This is a genomic window from Ruegeria sp. CF8 (genome assembly GCF_056537285.1).
In genome coordinates this window covers 234,079-255,048 of record NZ_JBQFRG010000005.1, presented here as the reverse complement: position 1 = coordinate 255,048, position 20,970 = coordinate 234,079, and the positions used below count along the sequence as shown (strand labels likewise).

Here is a 20,970-nt window from a genome sequence, read left to right as displayed (position 1 = left end):
ACGACATGGCTGCAATTGCCCTGACCATTGCGGGATCCGACAGCGGCGGTGGTGCCGGGATACAGGCCGACCTGAAGGCTATGTCAGCACTTGGTGTTTTTGGGGCCAGCGTGATCACCGCAGTCACCGCGCAGAACACGCAGGCCGTCACAGCGGTGCATGGTATCCCTCTGGACGTGATCAAGGCGCAAATTCACGCGGTGCTGGGCGATCTGGACGTCAAAGCCGTCAAGATCGGTATGCTGGCTACACCCGAGATCATTCAAACCGTTGCCAAGGGGCTGGCTGACTTTCAAGGCCCCATTGTTCTGGACCCGGTGATGATCGCCAAGTCCGGTGACGCCTTGCTGGCGCAAGAGGCAATTCAAACCTTACGCGATGTGCTGTTGCCGATGGCGGCGGTTTTGACACCAAATCTGCCCGAAGCCGCTTGCCTGTTGGATGCCCAAGAGGCCGAAACGCCCGAGGAGATGGCTGCGCAGGGTCAGGCCCTTTGCGCTTTGGGTGCGCGTACTGTGGTGATGAAGGGCGGTCACGGTGCGGGCGAGATGTGTCATGATTTGCTGATTGACCCGACGGGTATCGTGGCTGAGTTTCAGGCCCCACGTCGGAACACTAAAAACACACATGGGACCGGATGCACCTTGTCGTCCTCGATTGCCGCGGGTTTGGCAAAGGGTTTGACGATGAAGGATGCCGTTGCGCAGGCGCATGAGTATTTGCAAGGTGCCATTGCGCGGGCAGATGAGCTGAACGTGGGTTCCGGGCATGGCCCGGTGCATCATTTCCATCAGGTCTGGCCCAAGTGACCCTCTGGTCCGTCATAGGGGCCGGGGTTGCCGGTCTGGCCGTCGCCAGCGAACTGGTGTCGCGCGGCGCGAAGGTGCAGGTGTTTGATCCCGGCGGCCCGCCTGGCCCGCACGGGTGTTCGTGGTGGGCCGGGGGTATGCTGGCCCCCTGGTGCGAATATGAAAACGCGGAAGAGCCGGTGCTGCGGCTTGGTCAAAGAGCCATCGAATGGTGGGCGGGTCGCACGCAGGTACAGCGGTGCGGTACGCTGGTTGTCGCCAATACTCGGGACCTGCCAGACCTACGCAGATTCGCGCGCCGGACCGAGGCGTATCTGGATGCTGATCGCGCGAAAATAGCCGAATTAGAGCCTGATCTGCACGGTTTTGGGAAAGGTCTGTTCTTTGACCAGGAAGCCCACCTTGATCCCCGTCAGGCGTTGCAGGACCTCTATCGAGGTCTGAAAGAGCAAGGGGTGAAATTCCACCGGAAATTGGCACCCGCGCAGCTTGAGAACGCAATCGACTGCCGCGGTCTGCACGCGCGCGAATACCTGCATGATCTTCGGGGCGTGAAGGGTGAGATGCTGGTTGTACGCTGCCCCGACGTGACGCTGACCCGTCCCGTGCGTCTTTTGCATCCCCGAATGCCGCTTTACATCGTGCCGAGGGGCGATGGCATCTACATGCTGGGCGCGACCATGATCGAAAGCGAAGACAGCAGCCGCATCACGGCCAGGTCCATGCTGGAACTGCTCAGCGCGGCTTATGCCTTGAACCCGGCCTTTGGTGAGGCTGAGGTGTTGGAAATCGGCGTCGATCTGCGCCCCGCCTTTCCCGACAATTTGCCCCGCATCCGTCGCTTGGGTCGGACAATCTATGCCAATGGGCTCTATCGGCACGGATATCTGCTGGCCCCGGCTTTGGCGCAGGGTGTGGCGGATCTGGCGTTGGACAACACACATTCGGAGATGGTCGATGAAGATCGTGCTTAACGGAGAGGCGCGCGACGTACGCGCCGAAACCCTGGCAGAGCTGCTGGACGAATGCGGCTTCACTGGCCGCGTCGCTACCGCCGTAAACGAAGACTTTGTGCCATCCAGCCTGCGCATTGCGCACAAACTGGCCGATGGCGACCGGGTCGAAGTTGTTGCACCGATGCAGGGGGGGTGAGCATGAAGAACTTCTACGGAACCGAACTGACCAACCCTTTGATGCTTGGCACGGCCCAATACCCCAGCCCTGCCATTTTGGAGCAGGCTTTCCGTGACAGTGGTGCGGGTGTTGCAACGGTTTCCCTGCGCCGCGAATCCGGGGCCGGACAGACCTTTTGGCAGATGATCCGGGAATTGGGCGTCTTGATCCTACCTAACACGGCTGGTTGCCACACAGTGAAAGAGGCCGTGACTACGGCCCACATGGCCCGCGAGGTTTTTGAGACCCCGTGGATCAAGCTGGAACTGATAGGACACACCGACAGCCTGCAACCGGATGTGTTCCAATTGGTCGAAGCCGCCCGCATCCTGACCGAAGACGGATTTCAGGTGTTTCCCTATACCACCGACGATCTGATCGTGGGCGAGCGCCTGCTGGAAGCGGGGTGCGAGGTGCTGATGCCTTGGGGCGCGCCCATTGGGTCTGGGCGTGGTCTGAACAACGAATACGCCTTGCGAGCGATGCGGGCCGAATTTCCCGATATTCCACTGGTGGTCGATGCCGGTATCGGCCTGCCCAGCCATGCGGCCCACGCGATGGAGCTGGGCTATGATGCTGTGCTGCTGAACACGGCCGTGGCCCGTGCCGGAGATCCCGTGCTGATGGCCAAAGCGATGGCGCAGGCGACACTGGCGGGGCAGTTGGCCCATCAGGCGGACCCGATTGAGGCGCGCGATATGGCTGAACCTTCTACCCCTGTTGTTGGAAAGGCATTCCTGTCATGACTCTGGACCGTTTCTATCCGATCTTCGATCACTCGGACTGGCTGCGCCGGATGTTGCCTCTGGGCGTTAAACTCGTGCAGCTGCGCGTCAAGGATCAGCCGGATGAAAGTGTGCGAGACCAGATAGCGGCCTCGCGCGATTTGTGTCGTGATCATGGGGCGGTTTTGGTGATCAACGATTATTGGCAACATGCCATCGATCTGGGATGCGACTGGATTCACCTTGGGCAAGAGGATCTGGATGAGGCTGACCTGAAAGCTATCCGTAAAGCGGGTCTAAAACTGGGTGTTTCTACCCATGACGATGATGAGCTTGAGCGTGTACTTGCCATGGATCCCGATTATGTGGCGTTAGGGCCCGTCTATCCAACCATCCTGAAAAAGATGAAATGGCATCAGCAGGGTCTGCCACGCGTGACGGAATGGAAGGCACGCGTTGGCGACATTCCCTTGGTTGGCATCGGCGGCATGAGTGTCGAGCGTGCGGCAGGCGTGCTGGAAGCTGGTGCCGATATTGTCTCGGTCGTGACGGATATCACCCTGAACGCCGACCCCGAAGCGCGGGTGCGCGCGTGGATCGAGGCGACGCGATGAGCCGCTATGCCCGTCAGACGCTACTGCCCGAAGTGGGTGCCGCAGGGCAGGGTCGCCTGTCTTCGGCTCATGTTCTGGTGGTGGGCGCGGGCGGGTTGGCCGCGCCGGTCCTTCCGCTTTTGGCCGGAGCTGGCGTGGGGCAGATCACGATTGTCGATGGTGACACTGTGGATTTGTCGAACTTGCATCGTCAAACCTTGTTTGCTGAGGCCAATTGCGGACAGCCCAAAGCAGAGCGGGCTGCCGACCGGTGCCGCGCGTTGAATTCCGAGGTTGAAGTTGTCGCTCTCAATCACGCGCTTACCAGTGAAAATGTGGCCTCTCTGGTCGCGCAAGCCGATGTTGTTCTGGACTGCGCTGACAGTTACGCGGCCAGCTATATCCTGTCGGACACGTGCCTGGAGCTAGGCAAACCGTTGATCAGCGCCTCGGTTCTGGGGCTTTCGGGCTATGTTGGCGGGTTCTGTGGCGGTGCGCCATCTCTGCGTGCCGTGTTCCCGGATGCGCCGGACAGTGGGGCCAGCTGCGCGACTGCGGGCGTTCTGGGTCCGGTGGTTGGCGTGATCGGGGCGGTGCAGGCACAGATGGTGCTGAACCTGATCCTTGGGTTGGAACCCTCACCTTTGGGGCAGATGGTGCAGTATGACGCGCGTACCCTGCGCAGCACAGGGTTCCGGTTTGACGATGCACCCGAGCCGAATACATGCTTTCGGTTCCTGTCTGCCAGTCAACTGACGGATGCCGACCAGATCGTTGAGCTGCGCGGCATCGAAGAAGCGCCGATTCCAGCCCATCCAAACGCCGCTCGCTTATTGCCGGATGAGCTTCATCGAATAGACCCTAAAAAAGGAAAAAAGCTTGCACTTTGCTGCGCCACAGGCCTGCGGTCTTGGCGCGCCGCCGAACAGTTACAACCAGATTGGCCCGGCGAGATAGTCCTTGTCGCGGCCTCAACCTCGTGAGCGAAAAGGAAACGCGAGACATGAAAAAGCTGATGACAGCCATTGCCCTTCTGGCCGCCGCGCCAGCTTGGGCCGAAGACAAGATGACCGTTCTGCTGGATTGGTTCATCAACCCTGACCACGGCCCTATTATTGTGGCACAGGAAAACGGCTATTTCGCCGAGCAAGGGCTTGAGGTTGAAATCGTCCCACCTGCGGACCCGTCCGCCCCGCCGCGTCTGGTAGCTGCTGGTCAGGCAGAACTGGCCGTGTCGTATCAGCCCCAGTTGCATCTGCAAATCCACGAGGGCCTGCCCCTGAAACGCGTTGGCACACTGGTTGCAACACCCTTGAACTGCCTTCTGGTGTTGGAAGACGGTCCGATCAATTCGCCCGCCGACCTCAAGGGCAAGAAGATCGGTTTCTCGGTTGCTGGAGTTGAAGAGGCCATCCTCGGCACCGTTCTGGGCAAATATGACGTTGCTCTGGACGATGTGGAGCTGATCAACGTCAACTTCTCGCTCTCGCCTTCGCTGATGACTGGCCAGGTCGATGCGGTTATCGGGGCTTACCGCAACTTTGAACTCAACCAGATGGATATCGAAGGTCGTCCGGGCACTTGTTTTTACATCGAGGAAGAAGGCGTGCCATCCTACGACGAACTGATTTATGTCGCCAACCCCGAGACGATGGACAAAGACAAGATCGCCCGCTTTTTGGCCGCGACCGAAAAGGCGACCCAGTATATCGTCAACAACCCGGAAAAAAGCTGGGAGATCTTCGCAAGCACGTCACCTGAACTGCAAGATGAGTTGAACGCCCGCGCCTGGGTCGACACGCTGCCACGCTTTGCACTGCGCCCCGCAGGCTTTGATGCCGGTCGCTATGCCCGGTTCGAGGCGTTCCTGAACGAAAGCGGCATGATCGATAGCATCCTTCCGGTCAGTGATCTGACCATCGATGTGACCGCGCAATGAGCGGGTATGGCAAAGCCTTCACACTGATGCGTGACGCGGCGCAAGGGCCGTGGCGGGACTATACCCGCCACGCCTTTGTCGAAGGAATGAAAGACGGCACGCTGCCGCGTGAGGCGTTTCTTCACTATCTGCGACAGGATTACGTGTTTCTGATCCATTTTTCTCGTGCCTGGGCTTTGGCAGTAGTGAAATCGGAAACGCATTCCGAAATGCTGACAGCGGTTGGCACCGTGAACGCTTTGGTCGCGGAAGAAATGCAACTGCACATCGGTATCTGTGAGGCTGCTGGAATCTCACAGGATGAATTGTTCGCCACCCCCGAACGCGCCGAAAATCTTGCATATACACGGTTCGTCCTCGAAGCGGGATACAGCGGCGATCTGCTGGACCTGCTGGCAGCGTTGGCCCCCTGCGTTATGGGCTATGGCGAGATCGGTGCGCGGCTGGCGGAGGAAGCGACGTCCGATACCTATCGCGACTGGATCAACACCTATGCCGGTGAAGAGTATCAAGGCGCATGCCAAGCGGTAGGTGAGTTGCTGGATTCGGCTCTAACAAGGCGACTTGGGGTGGATTTTGAATCTGCGCCCCGCTGGGATCGTTTGTGCCAAACCTTCCGAACGGCGACGGAATTGGAAGTGAATTTCTGGCAAATGGGACTGACCCCGTGACCCCTGCGCCTGATCTGACCATAAACGGGTCTGCTAAAATCGACGGCGCAACCTTGTTCGCTCCGTTGACCCTTACCCTTGGGGCAGGGGCATGGACCTGTTTGCTGGGCGGATCGGGCGTGGGAAAAACCACTGTATTGCGGTTGATTGCCGGACTGGAAACCGGGGCCGAGTTTTCGGGCCAGATCACAGCAAGCGACGGCTTGCCGGTCTCGGATCGGGTGGCTTACATGGCACAGGACGACCTACTGTTGCCCTGGGCGACTGTGGCACAAAACGTCTCTCTTGGTGCGCGGTTGCGGGGCGAAAAGCCTGATCTGGATCGGCGTGACCGCCTGATCAAACGGATGCGCCTGCAGGATCATATGACCAAAAAACCGGCCGAGTTGTCGGGGGGACAAAGGCAGCGTGTCGCGCTGGCCCGTACGCTGATGGAAGACCGGCCCATCGTTCTGCTGGACGAGCCCTTTTCAGCGCTCGACGCCCGGACCCGTGCCGACATGCAGGATTTGGCCGCCGAGGCGCTGGCGGGGCGAACCGTTCTTCTGGTCACGCATGACCCAGGTGAAGCCGCGCGCTTGGGGCAATCCATTGTTGTCATGACCGAACATGGTCTGACCTCTTGCGACCCGCCTCATGCTCCGGCCCCGCGCAGCGTGGACGACTTGGAAACACTGGAAACTCAGGGCGCCTTGCTGCGACTTCTGCGGGAGGACCGGGTATGAAGTACCTGTCCGCATTGGCTGCGACTCTGTTTGCACTGGTGATTTGGCAGGGCATCGTAAGCCTGACCGGGTTGCCAAAGTTTATCCTGCCCGGCCCCGCTTTGGTGGCCGAAACATGGTGGCAAAACAGATGGGTGATCACCGAACATGCGTGGATCACCGCAGTTGAAGTTGTCATAGGCTTGGCTGTCGGAACGGTTCTGGGCGTCATCACAGCACTTCAATTGGCGAATTCGCGTGCTGCGCGGGTCTTGGTGCAGCCAATGTTGGTTTTCACGCAAGCGCTGCCGGTTTTTGCGCTGGCACCATTGCTGACCCTGTGGCTTGGCTATGGTCTGTGGTCCAAGGTCGCGATGGCGGTGCTGATCATCTATTTCCCGATCACCTCGTCTTTCTTTGACGGTTTGATGCGCACGCCTCCGGGCTATCTGGATCTGGCACGCACCATGCAGGCCAGCAAACGGTCGGTGCTGTGGCACATCCGTATTCCGGCGGCGCTGCCTTCGCTGGCTTCGGGGATGCGTCTGGCGGCGGTGTATGCTCCGATCGGGGCGGTGATTGGCGAATGGGTCGGCTCGTCGCAAGGTTTGGGCTATCTGATGCTGCTGGCCAATGGTCGCGCCAAGACCGACCTGATGTTTGCCGCGATGCTGACGCTGGGTGTGTTTTCGATCCTTCTGCACATGATTGTCCGCCGCGCCACCGCGCGCATGGCAGGCGAGGCGCGTTAACCAATCGGAAACCGATTCTGCGTCAGGGTGAAGCTATGACCCAGAACGCCTTTGCCGAAGCCCCTATGCTGTTTGACACGGATGAAGCGCCCGCGCAGCCGCTGCCCTCTGGTCGGTTACCCTCCTACATCAAAGACCATCGCAAGCGGCTGCGCGAAAGGTTCATGGCAGGCGGGTCAGCGGCGATGCCGGATTACGAGTTGTTGGAACTGGTGCTGTTCCGGTCCATCCCCCGGCAGGACGTGAAGCCGCTGGCACGTGCGTTGATGGATACGTTTGGCGATTTCAACCGCGTGTTGACCGCGCCCGAAGAACGACTGCGCCAGATCAAGGGCGTGGGTGATACCGTGATCACTGATCTGAAAATCCTTGAGGCTTGCGCCCACAGGATGGCCCGTGCGCGGGTGATGCAGCGGCATGTGATATCGGGCTGGGATGCGCTACTGAATTATTGTCATACCACCATGGCCCATCGTGAAACCGAGCAGTTTCGCGTGTTCTATCTGGATCGTAAAAACGTTCTGATCGCGGATGAGGAACAGGCCAAAGGCACTGTTGATCATGTGCCGGTCTATCCGCGCGAGGTGGCCAAACGGGCGCTGGAGCTGAATGCTTCGGCTTTGATTTTGGTCCATAACCATCCGTCTGGTGACCCGACGCCTTCGCAGTCGGATATAGATATGACCTACCGTATTCAGGATGCGTGCTCGGCGTTGGGCCTAACCTTGCACGATCACCTGATCATCGGGAAATCGACCGAATTGAGCTTTCGGTCGGAAGGGTACTTGTGACACCTACTGCACCCAGATTTCGACACGACGGTTAACTTTGCGGCCCCATTCGGTGTCATCGCAGGCCATTGGCATCGCTTCACCAAAGCCTTCGGCTGAAATCTCGATACCCTCGGGAAATGACGATTCCACGGCCGCCAGCACAGTATTTCGCACGGTTTGCGCGCGCCGCAAGGCGATGCGGGCATTGGCAGCCGCCCCTCCGTCACCGTCGCTGAAGCCAGCAAACACCAACTTACGAGCCTTCAGCGTTCCGGTTTCAAGCATTTGCGCCAAGTGTTGGATGTTTGAGCGAGATTGCGCATCGGGCCGCGAGGATCCGGTTTCAAACCGAACGGATAAGGACAGGCGCGATAGCGGACGCAGCGTTTCTATCATGCGCTGCAATTCTTCCAGCTCTACCTCAGCGCCGCCGGTGACAATGGCGTTGGCAAGCCGGTCACCCTGTATGTCAATTGGCAGAGTTTCGGGCGATTGGTCCACATAACCAGCGCCCCGTATCGCCATCTGCGCCCCGGGGCTTTGGGTATATGCCAGAAACTGCCGCGCAATCCGCGGCAGCCGCCGATCCGGCAAGTAGAGGAACATCGGCAGTGTCAACGGATAATCCTCGGTCTTGATTGATTGTCGGGTGGCGGCAAGCGGATGACCGCAGCCTCCGGTCAACGGCAGGGCGCGCGTGGCATCAGCTGTGGCTTTGCTGGCTATCCCAATGGAAAAGGGGTCTTTGGCCACAGCATCTGTCAGTTCTCGGATTCGGCTGTGCGGGATCGCTGTCGGTGACAACTCTGCGTCCACGGTTTTCAAAACCTGGTCTTCAACAGCTTGCGAAAGCCCGGATCCTGTTTCCGGGACATGCAAAGCAATCGGCGCGTTCGGGCCGCCCAAATCCATCCAATTGGTCACATCCCCGGATAGAACGCGGGCCAAGTCCGCCATCGAGATTTGCTGCATCATGCTGTCGGCAGCAACCACCGGGACCATTGCGTCCAACGCAATGACGCGCGAGCGCCGTGCCAGTTTCAGATCACCCAGACCTGCGGCTTCGGCTTCCTCTCGTTCTGACTCGCGCACCTCCCGCTGGGCCATCACGATGTCCGTCTGATCTGCAACAAGATCACTGAATCCACGTGCAGTCGTTCCGACATCAAAATAAAACCGTGCCAGCGGTGCAGAACGGTTGGTCTGTTTGAGTTCATAGACAAAACTGTCTGAATCCACGCGGGCGGGGGTTGCAGTCAGGTTCTCCTGCTGCGCGAACCCGATGATCAATGCAGGAAGAACCGTTTCAGCCATAACGGATGAGCCGGAAAACCACAGCTCTGCCACAAAATCCGTCAGGTTTGGGCAGGCGGGGCCGTCGCAGGTGACGCCAGACCCATCCACTGTGAGTGTGCCAAACTGCGTCTCGACGCGATAAAATTCGCCGTCAAAGCCCAGCAGATTGCCGGTTACTTCGACCTTGCCGTCATGCGACGTCAGCGTGATGTCCTGCGCCAAAGCGCCGGTGGTAAATGAAATCAGCGCAGCTGCCGCTACACGGAACAATGTCATAAGAGAGTCAAACCTGCCTGCGGATTACTTTGCCGCGATTGTCAGGTCTGAGAGCAGATTATTCAACACTAGAAACTCACCTGCGTGTGAACAATCGGGCAGGTCCAGCGACATGTCGCGGGACCGTAGGCGGCGGTCGGACAAAAGCTCTAACGCTTGCACGTTCAGGGTATGCCCGCAATTTGCCTCGGTCACTTCCGCCTCGACCGTCAGATCGATTGTGCCAGACTGATCTGACGCGCCGGCCGGGAAGGAATAAACCTCGATATTCTGCGTTTTGCTCAGTCCTTGTTGACCAAGTCGCACAATGTCACCCGTCCCTTGCGCCGAAGCATCATCCCACACGTGGCCATCGCCGCCATAGCTGGCGCCAAACTCGAGAGCGTGGATTTGCAATTCGGTCTCACCCTGCCATTGCAGCGCAACACGATTGTACTTGGCAATGTCAGAAACGTGAGTGGTGGCGACAGTGCCGCTTTCGTCTTCGAATGAAATCAGAAAAATCGCATATTCCGACAAGGCCGGGATCGTCATTTGCAGTGCGCCGGACGCGTCAGTCATCTGACTAACCGTCAGGCCGCTATGATGGATCTCAACCCGCTCTTCCGCGTTACAAGGCGCTTTAAGTGTCAGACGGGCCATCGCGCCCGGAACAGCGGCAGCGCGGGCGCTGATGTTGCAGTCTGTCGGTCTGAAGGCGGAGGGAACCCCGCGAGGTGTCGGAGCTGCGTTGCTAGGAATTGAGTCAGACGGTGCGGCCGAAGTCAAAACGATATCCTGCAGCCCGGACAAAACCGAAGACTGTTCTGATGCCGACGCGACATCGACACCATCCTGCGCGGCGTTGTGCTGCGCAGACGATCCGTTTTGCATCAGGTAGCCGATGCCCAAAGCACAAGCGACCGTTCCGCACATGGTCACGTAGTTGCGAACTACAAACAAGACACCCTCCCCAGTTGAAGGAGCAGCTTGCACTCTCGCTACGAATCGCGGCCAATTTGTGGCCGCGAGGCGGACTCATTGTGATCAGCTGGTGTTGACGTCAGGTCAATCTGCCATGGCAATGTTTGAACTTCTTGCCGGACCCGCAGGGACAGGGGTCGTTCCGCGACGGGTTGCCCCAAGTTGACGGGTCTGTCTCATCAAACCCTGGCAGTGCGTCGCCAGATGCCGCAGCTTCGGCCTTGGCTTCGGCCTGACCAGCGGCTTTGTCCACCGCCTGCTGCGCCTGTGCCTGTTGTGCGGCCATCTGGGCAAGCATCTCTTTCTGCTCTTCCTCAGTCAGAGGGCGCACGCGCGACAATTGCTGCGTGACGGTTTCGCGCAAGCTGTCCAGCATCCCTTCGAACAGCTGGAAGCTTTCGTTTTTGTATTCGTTCAGCGGATCGCGCTGGGCGTAACCGCGAAAACCGACAACCGAACGCAGATGTTCCAGCGTCAACAAGTGCTCGCGCCATTTGCTGTCGATGGTTTGCAGCAATACCTGTTTTTCGATGTTGCGCATGTTTTCCGGACCAAAGGCGACGGCCTTTTGCGCCATCATTTCATCCGCGGTCTTGATGAGTCGCTCGCGAACCTGTTCGTCGTCCACGCCTTCCTCAGCGGCCCAGTCCTGAACCGGCGCGTCGACGGTCAGCTTGTCTTTGATCGCTTCATGCAGCCCGTCTGTATCCCACTGGTCCGCATAGGACTTTGGCGGCATATATTCGTCGATCAGGTCATCGATCACCTGTTCGCGCATATCCGAGACGATCTCGGACAGGTCATTGGCCGACATGATTTCGCGGCGCTGGCTAAAGATCACCTTACGCTGATCGTTCATCACGTCGTCGAACTTGAGAACATTCTTGCGCATGTCAAAGTTGCGACCTTCGACCTTGGACTGCGCGCGTTCCAGCGACTTGTTCACCCAAGGGTGGACGATCGCCTCGCCTTCTTTCATGCCCAGCGTAGTCAGTACCTTGTCCAGGCGTTCCGAACCAAAGATGCGCATCAGGTCGTCTTCGAGGCTCAGGTAGAACACGGTGCGGCCCGGATCGCCCTGACGGCCTGAACGACCGCGCAGCTGGTTGTCGATGCGGCGGCTTTCGTGCCGTTCAGACGCCATGACGTAGAGGCCGCCTGCCGCCAGAACCTTTTCTTTTTCCTCGGCGTGGCGTGCTTCTTCTGCAGCCCGCAGTTCAGATGGATCAGCCTCGGGGTTTTCGGCCAGTGCCTTCAGAACCTTCATCTCGACGTTTCCGCCCAGCTGAATGTCGGTACCGCGACCGGCCATATTGGTTGCGATGGTCACCGCACCCAAACGGCCTGCATCAGCAACGATTTGCGCCTCTTGCTCGTGCTGACGGGCGTTCAGAACATTGTGCTCGATGCCTTCTTTGGTCAGCATTTGGCTCAGCAATTCAGACTTCTCAATCGACGTGGTGCCCAGCAGAACCGGTTGACCTTTTTCCTGCGCCTTTTGGGTTTCGCCGATCATTGCACCGTACTTTTCCATAGCGGTGCGATAGACCTGATCATCCTCGTCAATTCGTGCGATTGGTTTGTTGGTCGGAACCTCAACCACGCCAAGCCCATAGATTTCCTGAAACTCCTCGGCCTCGGTCAAGGCGGTCCCGGTCATGCCGCCCAGTTTGTCATACAGGCGGAAATAGTTTTGGAAGGTTACGCTGGCCAGCGTCACGTTTTCAGGTTGGATCTGCACGCCTTCCTTGGCCTCAATCGCCTGGTGCAGACCTTCAGACAAACGGCGGCCCGGCATCATGCGCCCGGTGAACTCGTCGATCAGAACAACGTTGCCGTCACGCACGATGTAGTCTTTGTCGCGTTGGAACAACTTGTGTGCGCGCAGGCCCTGATTCACGTGGTGCACGACTGTTGTGCTTTCCGGGTCGTACAGGGAATGGCCTTCTGGTATCAGCCCGGCTTCAATCAACTGAGCTTCCAGAAACTCGTTGCCCTCATCCGTGAACGTCACGTTGCGCGACTTTTCATCCAAACTGAAATGGTCATCGCTGAGTGTTGGGATCAGAGCATCAATCGCGGTGTACAGATCCGAACGGTCCTGCGCGGGCCCCGAGATGATCAGCGGCGTCCGCGCCTCGTCGATCAGAATCGAGTCGACTTCGTCCACAATCGCGAAGTTGTGGTATTTCTGATAAACCTGTTCCAGATCTGCTTTCATGTTGTCGCGCAGATAATCGAAACCTAGTTCGTTGTTGGTGGCGTAGGTGATGTCGCACTTGTAAGCGGCCATCTTTTCATCATCGGGCTGACCCGACCAGATCACGCCTGTGGTCATGCCCACGGCGGCAAACACTTTGCCCATCCACTCCGAGTCGCGCTTGGCCAGGTATTCGTTCACCGTGACCACATGCACGCCCTTGCCGGTCAGCGCGTTCAGATAGGCAGGGAAGGTCGCGACCAACGTCTTACCTTCCCCCGTTTTCATTTCCGAGATATTGCCCTGATGCAGGAAACTGCCGCCCATCAATTGCACGTCAAAGGCACGCAGGCCCAAAGCACGCTTGGCACCTTCGCGCACGTTGGCAAAGGCTTCGGGCAGCAAATCATCCAGGCTTTCGCCATCCAGCGCGCGCTTGCGCAGGTCTTCGGTCTTGTCGATCAGGCCCTGATCCGACAGTTTTTCGAACTCTGGCTCCAATGCGTTGATCTTTTCGATCAGGGGGCGGGTCGCCTTGATCTTGCGGTCGTTCGGTGTTCCGAACACCTTTTTGGCGAGCGTTCCGAGTCCCAGCATGTTCACTCCAGCGGATCTGTTCTTGTCTTGGTTTCGACAGGCTTGCCCACCTTGCGCGCAACCCATAGATACGGGGGGTGAAAGGCGGCCCTGTCCAAGGCTTCAAAGCGATGTAAGCGGCAGGTTCCAGAGTGTCAACGCTGCGCCCTGTCGCGGCAAGGAAATAGGATGATTCAATGCCCAAAGGCCTCACTTTTCTGCCATCGCTGGCTCTGACTGCCATGATGGCGCTGCCGCTGGCCGCCGAAACCCAGCCCGATGCATCCACAGTTGTGGCGCGCGTGAATGGCGATGAAATCACACTCGGTCACTTGATTGCGACCGTTGCGGCGCTGCCGCCGCAGTATCTGCAGGCTGAAGATGATGTTCTGTATGACTTTGTGCTGGAGCAGATGATTCAGCAACAATTGCTGGGACAGCAACAGGAAGATCTGACCACCGAAAACGCCCTGCGGTTGGAAAATGAAAAACGCTCTTTGCGTGCGGTACAAACCGTCAATGCGCTGACAGAAGCTGCCGTCACGGATGAGGCCATTCAGGCCGCCTATGATGCTCAGTTCAATGATTTCGCAGGCGAAGATGAATTCGATGCCAGCCATATTCTGGTCGAGACCGAGGAAAAAGCAAAAGAGCTTAAGGCGCAGTTGGATGACGGTGCCGACTTTGCCGAGCTTGCACGCGAGAACTCGACCGGCCCGTCTGGCCCCAACGGGGGTGCGCTGGGCTGGTTCGGTAAAGGCCAGATGGTACCCGAATTCGAAGGCGCTGTGATCGCGCTGGAAAAAGGGCAGATCTCGGATCCGGTTCAGACCCAATTTGGCTGGCATTTGGTCAAGCTGAACGACAAGCGCAAGACCGAAGCGCCTGAATTGGACGTGGTGCGCGAAGAGCTTGTGCAGACGATCCAGCAAGAGGTCATTCAGGCCCGCATCGATGAGCTGACGCAGCAGGCCCAGATCGAGCGTCCCGCATTGGAAGGTGCAGGCCCCGAAATCATGCGTCAACTGGATCTGATTCAGGAGTAAAGACCCGTGGCCAAGATCACCAAGGTTTCGCCGCTGGCCCCAGCGTCTTTCCCTGATTTGCCCGCGATTGACGGTGTGCGTTTCGCAACTGTCGAGGCCGGTGTGCGCTATCAGGGCCGTACCGACGTCATGCTGGCGGTTCTGGACCCCGGCACGTCGATCGCCGGGGTCTTTACTCGTTCGGCCACACGGGCTGCACCGGTGCTGGATTGTCAGGACAAAATCGGTGGGTCCAGCGATGGCCCTGCAGCGATCCTGGTGAACTCGGGCAATGCCAATGCCTTTACGGGCCACTATGGTCAAACCTCGGTGGCCGAGGTGACGCAAGCTGTGTCCAAGGCCACCGGCGTTTCGGTGGAACGCGTCTTTACCTCGTCCACCGGAGTGATCGGTGAACCGCTGCCGCATGACCGGATCGTATCGCAGCTTGAGGCGTTGAAATCCGGCCTCAGCCGCCATGCCATCGAAGATGCGGCACGTGCCATCATGACCACCGACACCTTCCCGAAAGGGGCGTCTGCTCAGGTCGAGATTGACGGGAAAACAGTCTCTATTGCAGGGATTGCCAAAGGATCCGGCATGATCGCGCCCGATATGGCGACGATGCTGGTCTATATCTTCACCGACGCGCAGGTCGAGCAATCGGTGCTGCAGTCCATGCTGAGCGCGCAGACTGACCGGACCTTCAACTGCATTACCGTGGACAGTGATACGTCGACCTCGGACAGCCTGTTGCTGTGCGCCACCGGGGCATCTGGCGTGGACGCCACCGGCAACGCGGCTTTTGCCGAGGCTTTGGAAACCGTGATGCTGGATCTGGCCCAACAGGTCGTGCGTGACGGGGAAGGAGCCACAAAATTTGTGGAAATTCGCGTGACCGGCGCCGCATCGGACGCCGACGCCAAAACCCACGGGCTGGCCATCGCCAACTCTCCGCTGGTCAAAACCGCCATCGCGGGCGAGGACCCCAACTGGGGTCGTATCGTCATGGCCATTGGCAAATCCGGTGCGGCGGCGGATCGTGACCTGCTGAGCATCTCGTTCGGCGACATTCTGGTGGCGGAAAAAGGTTGGGTCAGCCCTGACTACCGTGAGGAGGATGCGGCCGCCTATATGAAGGGTCAGGACCTTGTGATCGCGGTCGATCTGGGGCTGGGCGAAGGCAGATCCACCGTTTGGACTTGCGACTTGACCCATGGCTACATCGAGATCAACGCGGATTATCGTTCATGAAGACAGTGTTAGTGTCTGCCGTTGCCCTGATCGACATTGAGGGCCGCGTCCTGCTGGCTCAACGCCCCGAGGGCAAATCCATGGCCGGTCTGTGGGAATTTCCCGGCGGCAAAATCGAACCCGGCGAAACCCCCGAGGCCGCCCTGATCCGCGAATTGCATGAGGAACTGGGCATCGACACCTGGGCCTCGTGCCTCGCACCGCTGACCTTCGCCAGCCACAGCTATGACGATTTCCACTTGCTGATGCCTCTGTTTGCGTGCCGCAAATGGGAGGGGATACCGCAGTCGAAAGAAGGTCAGGCGCTGAAATGGGTGCGGGCGAATGATCTGCGGAACTATCCCATGCCGGCGGCGGATGTGCCGTTGATTCCGATTCTGAGGGACTGGCTGTAGGTTCGAGAAGCTTTTTTCTACCTAAAGAAGCGTATTCGACCGAGACGTAACGTGTTGGCGCTTATGATCTGTCCTGATCGCGACGATCGCGCGGACCAGGATCATTCATATTGAATAATCACCGCTTCGAAATCGTCTCGGCTGATCACCTCTGTGTGATGGCCTTTCCCGTGTTTGTCTTCCATGTGCCATACGTCACCTGGCCTGATTTCCCGAGCTTCACCATCGCTTGCAGTAACTTTCACTGCGCCCTTCAAGCAGACGAGTTTTTGTTTGACAGGTGTGGGATGAATTGGCTCGTTCCATCCCGTCCTTAACCTGAGAAATAGAGTTTGTTTTGCTGGCTCTGGCTCCGAAATCTCGATCTCTCGCGCTGGAGGGGCAAAGCTGCGTTCGCTCAGATTCACGAGCACATCTTCCCAATGGCTTTCACCTTTGTGATCAGAGAAAAGTCTGAAAAAATGCATAAGTCGATCCCTTCAAATTGAGCTATTGCTGATCGCATGATTGGAGAGACTGCGTCCTGCTGATCAAGAGATCAAACCTGATTTTCATGCCAAAAATCGCCGACCGCCAATGAATTCTGGCAGGTTGCATAGCTCGCACAACTCGCAAAACTCCTCCTTCCTACCCTGTTACAATTCGTAAGAATTGAGAAAACATCAGGCAAAACTTGACGTTGATCTTTCCTGCGTCCCTTATCGGGGCATCGACACCCGGGGCGCGTTCCCGATCTGTCGTTTCCGGCTCGGAGGAGGGGCCGGATGGGGAGGAGAAAAAGATTGGCTCAGATGCAGTCGGGCGCTGAGGGGTTAAGCTCCCTTCCGGCGCTGTTACACCGCAACGTGACCCAGTTCGGGGATGCCCCGGCCTATCGGGAAAAAGAATTCGGGATCTGGCAATGCTGGACCTGGGCGGAAGCCGCCAAGGAAATCCGCGCGATTGCGCTTGGGTTCTTGGAATTGGGCGTTGAGAAGGGCGACCATATCGCCGTCATTGGCCGCAACCGCCCGGCGCATTACTGGTCGATGGTGGCTGCGCAGATGGTGGGCGCGGTGCCGGTGCCGCTGTATCAGGACTCGGTCGCCGAAGAGATGGCCTATGTGCTGGAACACTGTGGTGCGAAATACGTCGTCTGCGGCGATCAGGAGCAGGTTGATAAGGTCATCGAGATTCAGGAAAACCTGCATCAGGTCAAACACATCCTCTATACAGACAAGCGCGGAATGCGGAAGTATGACCATTCCCAGATGAACGCGCTTGAGGACATCATGGCTGAGGGCAGCGCGGGTCACGCGCGGTTCGATGCGGAACTGGACAAGCGTATCGCGGCAATCACTTACGACGATACCTGCGTGATGCTTTATACCTCGGGCACCACGGGCAAACCCAAGGGTGTGGTGCTGTCGAACCGCAATGTCATCGAAAGCGCCAAGAACTCGGCAGAGTTCGATCATCTGACCCGGAATGAAGATATCCTGTCTTATCTGCCGATGGCCTGGGTCGGAGATTTCATTTTCTCGATTGGTCAGGCCTATTGGTGCGGTTTCTGCGTGAACTGCCCTGAAAGCGCCGACACGATGATGACGGACCTGCGCGAGATCGGGCCGACCTATTTCTTCGCACCGCCGCGCGTTTTTGAGACTCAGCTGACCAATGTGATGATCCGGATGGAGGATGCGGGCAAGCTGAAGCAGCGCATGTTCCATCACTTCATGGCACACGCCAAGAAGGTCGGCGGTCTACTGCTGGACGGCAAGCCGGTGGGCTTTGGCGATAAGCTGAAATACGCGCTGGGCAATATGCTGGTTTACGGCCCGCTCAAGGATACGTTGGGTTATGGCCGCTTCCGTGTGGGTTATACGGCGGGTGAGGCGATTGGGCCGGAAATATTTGATTTCTATCGCTCTTTGGGCATCAACCTGAAACAGCTTTACGGCCAGACCGAAGCGACCGTGTTCATCACCGTGCAGCCCGATGGCGAAGTACGCGCCGACACGGTGGGTGTGCCCGCACCGGATGTAGAGCTTAAGATCGATGATAAAGGTGAGATTCACTATCGCTCGCCCGGTGTTTTTGTTGAGTACTACAACAACCCAGACTCCACAGCCTCGACCAAAGATGCCGACGGGTGGGTGGCCACCGGAGATGCGGGGTTCATTGAAGAGACCTCGGGCCACTTGCGGATCATCGACCGGGCCAAGGATGTAGGCAAAATGGCCGATGGGTCGATGTTTGCGCCGAAATATGTCGAGAACAAGCTGAAGTTCTATCCCGATATCCTCGAGGTCGTTCTGTTCGGAAACGGCAAAGATCGCTGCGTGGCCTTCATTAATATCGATCTGACGGCGGTCGGAAACTGGGCGGAGCGTAACAACGTGGCCTACGCGTCCTATCAGGAACTGGCGGGGCATCCGCGTGTGTTAGAGACGATTCGAAGCCACGTGGAAGCGGTGAACAAGTCGGTCGCAGCGGATGAAATGCTGTCGGGCTGCCAGGTGCATCGCTTTGTGGTTCTGCACAAGGAACTGGATGCCGATGATGGCGAGATGACCCGGACCCGCAAAGTGCGTCGCGGCTTTGTCGAGGACAAGTTCCACGACATCATTGCCGCGCTTTATGACGGGTCCGAGAGTGTTTCGACCACCACCGAAGTGACCTATGAGGATGGCCGCAAAGGCTCGATTTCCGCAACGCTGGAGATCGTCGATGCACCGGTTGTGCCGGTCGCGCAGCACAAGGTTGCGGCGGAATGATGTTTTTGGTCCCGGTATTGATCGTTGCATTATCGATGGGCGTCGGTGTCGGAGCCGTCGTTTATGTTTCTGAGCGTGTTTCAGGCGTTTCTTCATATGTTCTCACCGCGATCATAGGTGGATTGGTCGGTTTCATGTGTGCCGTTGCCTACCCTGAGAAGGCTTTCGACGGTGGTGCGATCTACGGGTTTCTCGGCGCAGGTGTGTTGAGCTGTCTTTTCTTAAACCATGTTGTGAAGTGGGCGACTGATGCTGGATAATTCCGAAGGATACATCACCGAAGACGGCCGCAAGATCGGCGGCGTGGTGATGGAGATGAAGAACATCACACTGCGCTTTGGCGGTGTGGTGGCGATCAAGGATATCTCGTTCGACATTCGCGAGGGCGAGATCCGGGCGATCATCGGCCCGAACGGGGCGGGTAAGTCCTCGATGCTGAACGTGATCTCGGGCTTTTATGTGCCGCAAGAGGGTGAGGTTTGGTTCCACGGATCAAAGCGCCCGCCAATGCGGCCCTTTGAGGTGGCGCAGCAGGGCATCGCGCGGACGTTCCAGAACATTGCTCTGTTTGAAGGCATGAGCGTTCTGGACAACGTCATGACCGGGCGGCTGAGCTTTATGAAAACCAACATGTTTCAGCAGGCGTGGTGGAAAGGCAAGGCCGAGGCGGAAGAGACGGAGAACCGTGAGGCAGTGGAGAAGATTATCGACTTTCTGGAAATCCAGCACATCCGCAAAACGCCGGTGTCCCGCCTGCCTTATGGTTTGAAAAAACGTGTCGAACTGGCGCGAGCGCTGGCGGCGGAACCCAAACTGCTGCTGCTGGATGAACCCATGGCAGGCATGAACGTGGAAGAGAAAGAGGACATGAGCCGCTTTATCCTTGACGTGAATGATGAATTTGGCACCACGATTGCCCTTATCGAGCACGATATGGGTGTTGTGATGGACCTGAGCGACCGCGTGGTTGTGATGGATTACGGAAAGAAGATCGGGGACGGCACACCCGATGAGGTGCGCAACAACCAAGAGGTCATCGACGCCTATCTGGGGGTCAGCCATGATTGATATCCGGACAGATTTTTGGGGAGGCGCAGATGCCTGAACAACTCGTATTTGCGATGGAGGTCATCCTCAACGGTCTCATGGCCGGGGTGCTCTATGCTCTGGTCGCGCTGGGCTTTGTGCTGATCTACAAGGCGTCCGGAATATTCAATTATGCGCAAGGGGTTATGGCCCTGTTTGCGGCGATGACGCTGGTTGGGATCATGAATGGACAGGTGCCGTTTGCGCATCTGATCAACGCGATTTTCGGGACGCATATTCATTACTTCGGCTGGAACGTGCCTGCGCTGGTGGCGATCATTCTGACGATGGCGGTTATGGTGCTGTTGGCCTGGGCGGTGCAGCGCTTCGTGATGCGCCATCTGGTCGGGCAAGAGCCGATCATCCTGTTCATGGCGACCATCGGTCTGGCCTATTTCCTTGAGGGTGTGGCGGACCTTATGTGGGGGTCCGAGATCAAGACGCTGGATGTGGGGCTGCCGCAGGGGATCAACCTGTGGATCGACGAGACGACGTATAACATCTTCGATTACGGCTTCTTCATCGACAATCTGGACATCGTGGCGACGGTCATCGCGGCGCTTCTGGTGGCAGCACTGGTCGCTTTCAGCCAATACACCAAACAGGGCCGTGCGATGCGCGCGGTGGCAGATGACCATCAGGCGGCGCTGTCGGTTGGCATTTCTCTGAACTTTATCTGGATCATGGTTTGGTCGGTCGCGGGCTTTGTCGCGCTGGTCGCGGGGATCATGTGGGGCACCAAATCTGGGGTGCAGTTTTCGCTTTCGCTGATCGCGCTCAAGGCACTGCCGGTGCTGATGCTGGGCGGGTTCACTTCGATCCCCGGCGCCATTGTGGGCGGGCTGATCATCGGTGTGGGCGAGAAACTCTTTGAATTCGCGCTTGGCCCCGCCTTGGGCGGCGCGACCGAGAACTGGTTTGCCTATGTGTTGGCGCTGATCTTTCTGGTGTTCCGACCGCAGGGTCTGTTTGGGGAGAAGATCATTGAGAGGGTTTAGGAGCCG

Annotated in this window: 22 protein-coding genes; 18 read left to right on the top strand and 4 right to left on the bottom strand. The window is 58.0% G+C overall.

Features of this window, described 5'->3' with window-relative positions; genetic code table 11:
- The first annotated feature begins 5 nt into the window (after positions 1-5).
- Genes thiD through radC form a run of 11 tightly spaced genes read left to right on the top strand, consistent with a single transcriptional unit; the run spans position 6 to position 8,157 of the window.
- Positions 6-809 (top strand): bifunctional hydroxymethylpyrimidine kinase/phosphomethylpyrimidine kinase, encoded by an 804-nt coding sequence (gene thiD, locus ACR0EV_RS13705; protein ID WP_480800601.1) that lies wholly within the window; start codon positions 6-8, stop codon positions 807-809.
- A complete protein-coding gene (thiO, locus tag ACR0EV_RS13700) occupies positions 806-1,783 on the top strand; it encodes a glycine oxidase ThiO (protein ID WP_480800600.1) in 978 nt (325 codons plus the stop codon). Before thiD ends, thiO begins: the two co-directional genes overlap by 4 nt.
- A complete protein-coding gene (gene thiS / locus ACR0EV_RS13695; protein WP_171092897.1) occupies positions 1,767-1,961 on the top strand; it encodes a sulfur carrier protein ThiS in 195 nt (64 codons plus the stop codon). The genes thiO and thiS overlap by 17 nt, the downstream gene beginning before the upstream one ends.
- Positions 1,962-1,963: 2 nt before the next feature.
- Positions 1,964-2,728 carry a thiazole synthase gene (locus ACR0EV_RS13690; protein WP_480800599.1) on the top strand — a complete coding sequence of 255 codons (765 nt, stop codon included), beginning with the start codon at positions 1,964-1,966 and terminating at the stop codon, positions 2,726-2,728.
- The gene (locus ACR0EV_RS13685; protein WP_480800598.1) at positions 2,725-3,321 is read left to right on the top strand and encodes a thiamine phosphate synthase; all 597 of its coding nucleotides are present in this window, start codon (positions 2,725-2,727) and stop codon (positions 3,319-3,321) included. Before ACR0EV_RS13690 ends, ACR0EV_RS13685 begins: the two co-directional genes overlap by 4 nt.
- On the top strand, positions 3,318-4,283 hold the full coding sequence (locus ACR0EV_RS13680) for a HesA/MoeB/ThiF family protein (protein WP_480800597.1): 966 nt from the start codon (positions 3,318-3,320) through the stop codon (positions 4,281-4,283). Before ACR0EV_RS13685 ends, ACR0EV_RS13680 begins: the two co-directional genes overlap by 4 nt.
- 20 nt (positions 4,284-4,303) lie before the next feature.
- Positions 4,304-5,239: an ABC transporter substrate-binding protein gene (locus ACR0EV_RS13675; RefSeq protein ID WP_480800596.1), complete on the top strand. Its 936-nt coding sequence runs from the start codon at positions 4,304-4,306 to the stop codon at positions 5,237-5,239.
- Positions 5,236-5,910: a thiaminase II gene (tenA, locus tag ACR0EV_RS13670; RefSeq protein ID WP_480800595.1), complete on the top strand. Its 675-nt coding sequence runs from the start codon at positions 5,236-5,238 to the stop codon at positions 5,908-5,910. The genes ACR0EV_RS13675 and tenA overlap by 4 nt, the downstream gene beginning before the upstream one ends.
- A complete protein-coding gene (locus ACR0EV_RS13665) occupies positions 5,907-6,635 on the top strand; it encodes an ABC transporter ATP-binding protein (protein WP_480800594.1) in 729 nt (242 codons plus the stop codon). Before tenA ends, ACR0EV_RS13665 begins: the two co-directional genes overlap by 4 nt.
- The gene (locus ACR0EV_RS13660; RefSeq protein WP_480800593.1) at positions 6,632-7,366 is read left to right on the top strand and encodes an ABC transporter permease; all 735 of its coding nucleotides are present in this window, start codon (positions 6,632-6,634) and stop codon (positions 7,364-7,366) included. The genes ACR0EV_RS13665 and ACR0EV_RS13660 overlap by 4 nt, the downstream gene beginning before the upstream one ends.
- 35 nt (positions 7,367-7,401) lie before the next feature.
- Complete coding sequence (gene radC / locus ACR0EV_RS13655; RefSeq protein ID WP_480800592.1) at positions 7,402-8,157, top strand: RadC family protein; 756 nt, start codon at positions 7,402-7,404, stop codon at positions 8,155-8,157.
- 3 nt (positions 8,158-8,160) lie between these two features.
- Here the strand turns inward: radC and ACR0EV_RS13650 are convergent, their stop codons facing one another.
- From ACR0EV_RS13650 to secA, 3 genes are all read right to left on the bottom strand, one after another.
- Positions 8,161-9,711 (bottom strand): phosphate ABC transporter substrate-binding/OmpA family protein, encoded by a 1,551-nt coding sequence (locus ACR0EV_RS13650; RefSeq protein WP_480800591.1) that lies wholly within the window; start codon positions 9,709-9,711, stop codon positions 8,161-8,163.
- A gap of 24 nt (positions 9,712-9,735) precedes the next feature.
- The gene (locus ACR0EV_RS13645; protein ID WP_480800590.1) at positions 9,736-10,653 is read right to left on the bottom strand and encodes a hypothetical protein; all 918 of its coding nucleotides are present in this window, start codon (positions 10,651-10,653) and stop codon (positions 9,736-9,738) included.
- A 100-nt stretch (positions 10,654-10,753) separates the two neighbouring features.
- Complete coding sequence (gene secA, locus ACR0EV_RS13640) at positions 10,754-13,471, bottom strand: preprotein translocase subunit SecA (RefSeq protein WP_480800589.1); 2,718 nt, start codon at positions 13,469-13,471, stop codon at positions 10,754-10,756.
- 176 nt (positions 13,472-13,647) lie between these two features.
- Between secA and ACR0EV_RS13635 the strand changes: the two genes are divergently transcribed.
- From ACR0EV_RS13635 to mutT, 3 genes are read left to right on the top strand one after another with little or no spacing between them, the layout of a single operon-like run.
- On the top strand, positions 13,648-14,496 hold the full coding sequence (locus ACR0EV_RS13635) for a peptidylprolyl isomerase (RefSeq protein ID WP_480800588.1): 849 nt from the start codon (positions 13,648-13,650) through the stop codon (positions 14,494-14,496).
- 6 nt (positions 14,497-14,502) lie between these two features.
- The gene (argJ, locus tag ACR0EV_RS13630; protein ID WP_480800587.1) at positions 14,503-15,729 is read left to right on the top strand and encodes a bifunctional glutamate N-acetyltransferase/amino-acid acetyltransferase ArgJ; all 1,227 of its coding nucleotides are present in this window, start codon (positions 14,503-14,505) and stop codon (positions 15,727-15,729) included.
- Complete coding sequence (gene mutT / locus ACR0EV_RS13625; RefSeq protein WP_170334201.1) at positions 15,726-16,124, top strand: 8-oxo-dGTP diphosphatase MutT; 399 nt, start codon at positions 15,726-15,728, stop codon at positions 16,122-16,124. The genes argJ and mutT overlap by 4 nt, the downstream gene beginning before the upstream one ends.
- A gap of 101 nt (positions 16,125-16,225) precedes the next feature.
- Here mutT and ACR0EV_RS13620 read toward each other — a convergent pair whose 3' ends face one another.
- Positions 16,226-16,591 (bottom strand): cupin domain-containing protein, encoded by a 366-nt coding sequence (locus ACR0EV_RS13620; RefSeq protein WP_480800586.1) that lies wholly within the window; start codon positions 16,589-16,591, stop codon positions 16,226-16,228.
- Positions 16,592-16,915: 324 nt separating this feature from the next.
- Between ACR0EV_RS13620 and ACR0EV_RS13615 the strand changes: the two genes are divergently transcribed.
- The 4 genes from ACR0EV_RS13615 to ACR0EV_RS13600 are packed head-to-tail and all read left to right on the top strand — an operon-like array spanning position 16,916 to position 20,964.
- Positions 16,916-18,880 (top strand): AMP-binding protein, encoded by a 1,965-nt coding sequence (locus tag ACR0EV_RS13615; protein ID WP_480800711.1) that lies wholly within the window; start codon positions 16,916-16,918, stop codon positions 18,878-18,880.
- Positions 18,877-19,140: a hypothetical protein gene (locus ACR0EV_RS13610; RefSeq protein WP_480800585.1), complete on the top strand. Its 264-nt coding sequence runs from the start codon at positions 18,877-18,879 to the stop codon at positions 19,138-19,140. Before ACR0EV_RS13615 ends, ACR0EV_RS13610 begins: the two co-directional genes overlap by 4 nt.
- Positions 19,130-19,948 carry an ABC transporter ATP-binding protein gene (locus ACR0EV_RS13605; RefSeq protein ID WP_480800584.1) on the top strand — a complete coding sequence of 273 codons (819 nt, stop codon included), beginning with the start codon at positions 19,130-19,132 and terminating at the stop codon, positions 19,946-19,948. The genes ACR0EV_RS13610 and ACR0EV_RS13605 overlap by 11 nt, the downstream gene beginning before the upstream one ends.
- Before the next feature lie 29 nt (positions 19,949-19,977).
- Positions 19,978-20,964 (top strand): branched-chain amino acid ABC transporter permease, encoded by a 987-nt coding sequence (locus tag ACR0EV_RS13600; protein ID WP_480800583.1) that lies wholly within the window; start codon positions 19,978-19,980, stop codon positions 20,962-20,964.
- The last annotated feature ends 6 nt before the right edge of the window (positions 20,965-20,970 follow it).

What these genes read in the sequence shown, in the direction of transcription:
- thiD (WP_480800601.1), top strand. Translation starts at nt 6, where the DNA reads ATGGCTGCAATTGCCCTGACCATTGCGGGATCCGACAGCGGCGGTGGT.
- thiS (WP_171092897.1), top strand. Translation starts at nt 1,767, where the DNA reads ATGAAGATCGTGCTTAACGGAGAGGCGCGCGACGTACGCGCCGAAACC.
- ACR0EV_RS13690 (WP_480800599.1), top strand. Translation starts at nt 1,964, where the DNA reads ATGAAGAACTTCTACGGAACCGAACTGACCAACCCTTTGATGCTTGGC.
- ACR0EV_RS13685 (WP_480800598.1), top strand. Translation starts at nt 2,725, where the DNA reads ATGACTCTGGACCGTTTCTATCCGATCTTCGATCACTCGGACTGGCTG.
- ACR0EV_RS13680 (WP_480800597.1), top strand. Translation starts at nt 3,318, where the DNA reads ATGAGCCGCTATGCCCGTCAGACGCTACTGCCCGAAGTGGGTGCCGCA.
- ACR0EV_RS13675 (WP_480800596.1), top strand. Translation starts at nt 4,304, where the DNA reads ATGAAAAAGCTGATGACAGCCATTGCCCTTCTGGCCGCCGCGCCAGCT.
- tenA (WP_480800595.1), top strand. Translation starts at nt 5,236, where the DNA reads ATGAGCGGGTATGGCAAAGCCTTCACACTGATGCGTGACGCGGCGCAA.
- ACR0EV_RS13660 (WP_480800593.1), top strand. Translation starts at nt 6,632, where the DNA reads ATGAAGTACCTGTCCGCATTGGCTGCGACTCTGTTTGCACTGGTGATT.
- radC (WP_480800592.1), top strand. Translation starts at nt 7,402, where the DNA reads ATGACCCAGAACGCCTTTGCCGAAGCCCCTATGCTGTTTGACACGGAT.
- ACR0EV_RS13650 (WP_480800591.1), bottom strand. Translation starts at nt 9,711, where the DNA reads ATGACATTGTTCCGTGTAGCGGCAGCTGCGCTGATTTCATTTACCACC.
- secA (WP_480800589.1), bottom strand. Translation starts at nt 13,471, where the DNA reads ATGCTGGGACTCGGAACGCTCGCCAAAAAGGTGTTCGGAACACCGAAC.
- ACR0EV_RS13635 (WP_480800588.1), top strand. Translation starts at nt 13,648, where the DNA reads ATGCCCAAAGGCCTCACTTTTCTGCCATCGCTGGCTCTGACTGCCATG.
- mutT (WP_170334201.1), top strand. Translation starts at nt 15,726, where the DNA reads ATGAAGACAGTGTTAGTGTCTGCCGTTGCCCTGATCGACATTGAGGGC.
- ACR0EV_RS13620 (WP_480800586.1), bottom strand. Translation starts at nt 16,591, where the DNA reads ATGCATTTTTTCAGACTTTTCTCTGATCACAAAGGTGAAAGCCATTGG.
- ACR0EV_RS13615 (WP_480800711.1), top strand. Translation starts at nt 16,916, where the DNA reads ATGCAGTCGGGCGCTGAGGGGTTAAGCTCCCTTCCGGCGCTGTTACAC.
- ACR0EV_RS13610 (WP_480800585.1), top strand. Translation starts at nt 18,877, where the DNA reads ATGATGTTTTTGGTCCCGGTATTGATCGTTGCATTATCGATGGGCGTC.
- ACR0EV_RS13605 (WP_480800584.1), top strand. Translation starts at nt 19,130, where the DNA reads ATGCTGGATAATTCCGAAGGATACATCACCGAAGACGGCCGCAAGATC.
- ACR0EV_RS13600 (WP_480800583.1), top strand. Translation starts at nt 19,978, where the DNA reads ATGCCTGAACAACTCGTATTTGCGATGGAGGTCATCCTCAACGGTCTC.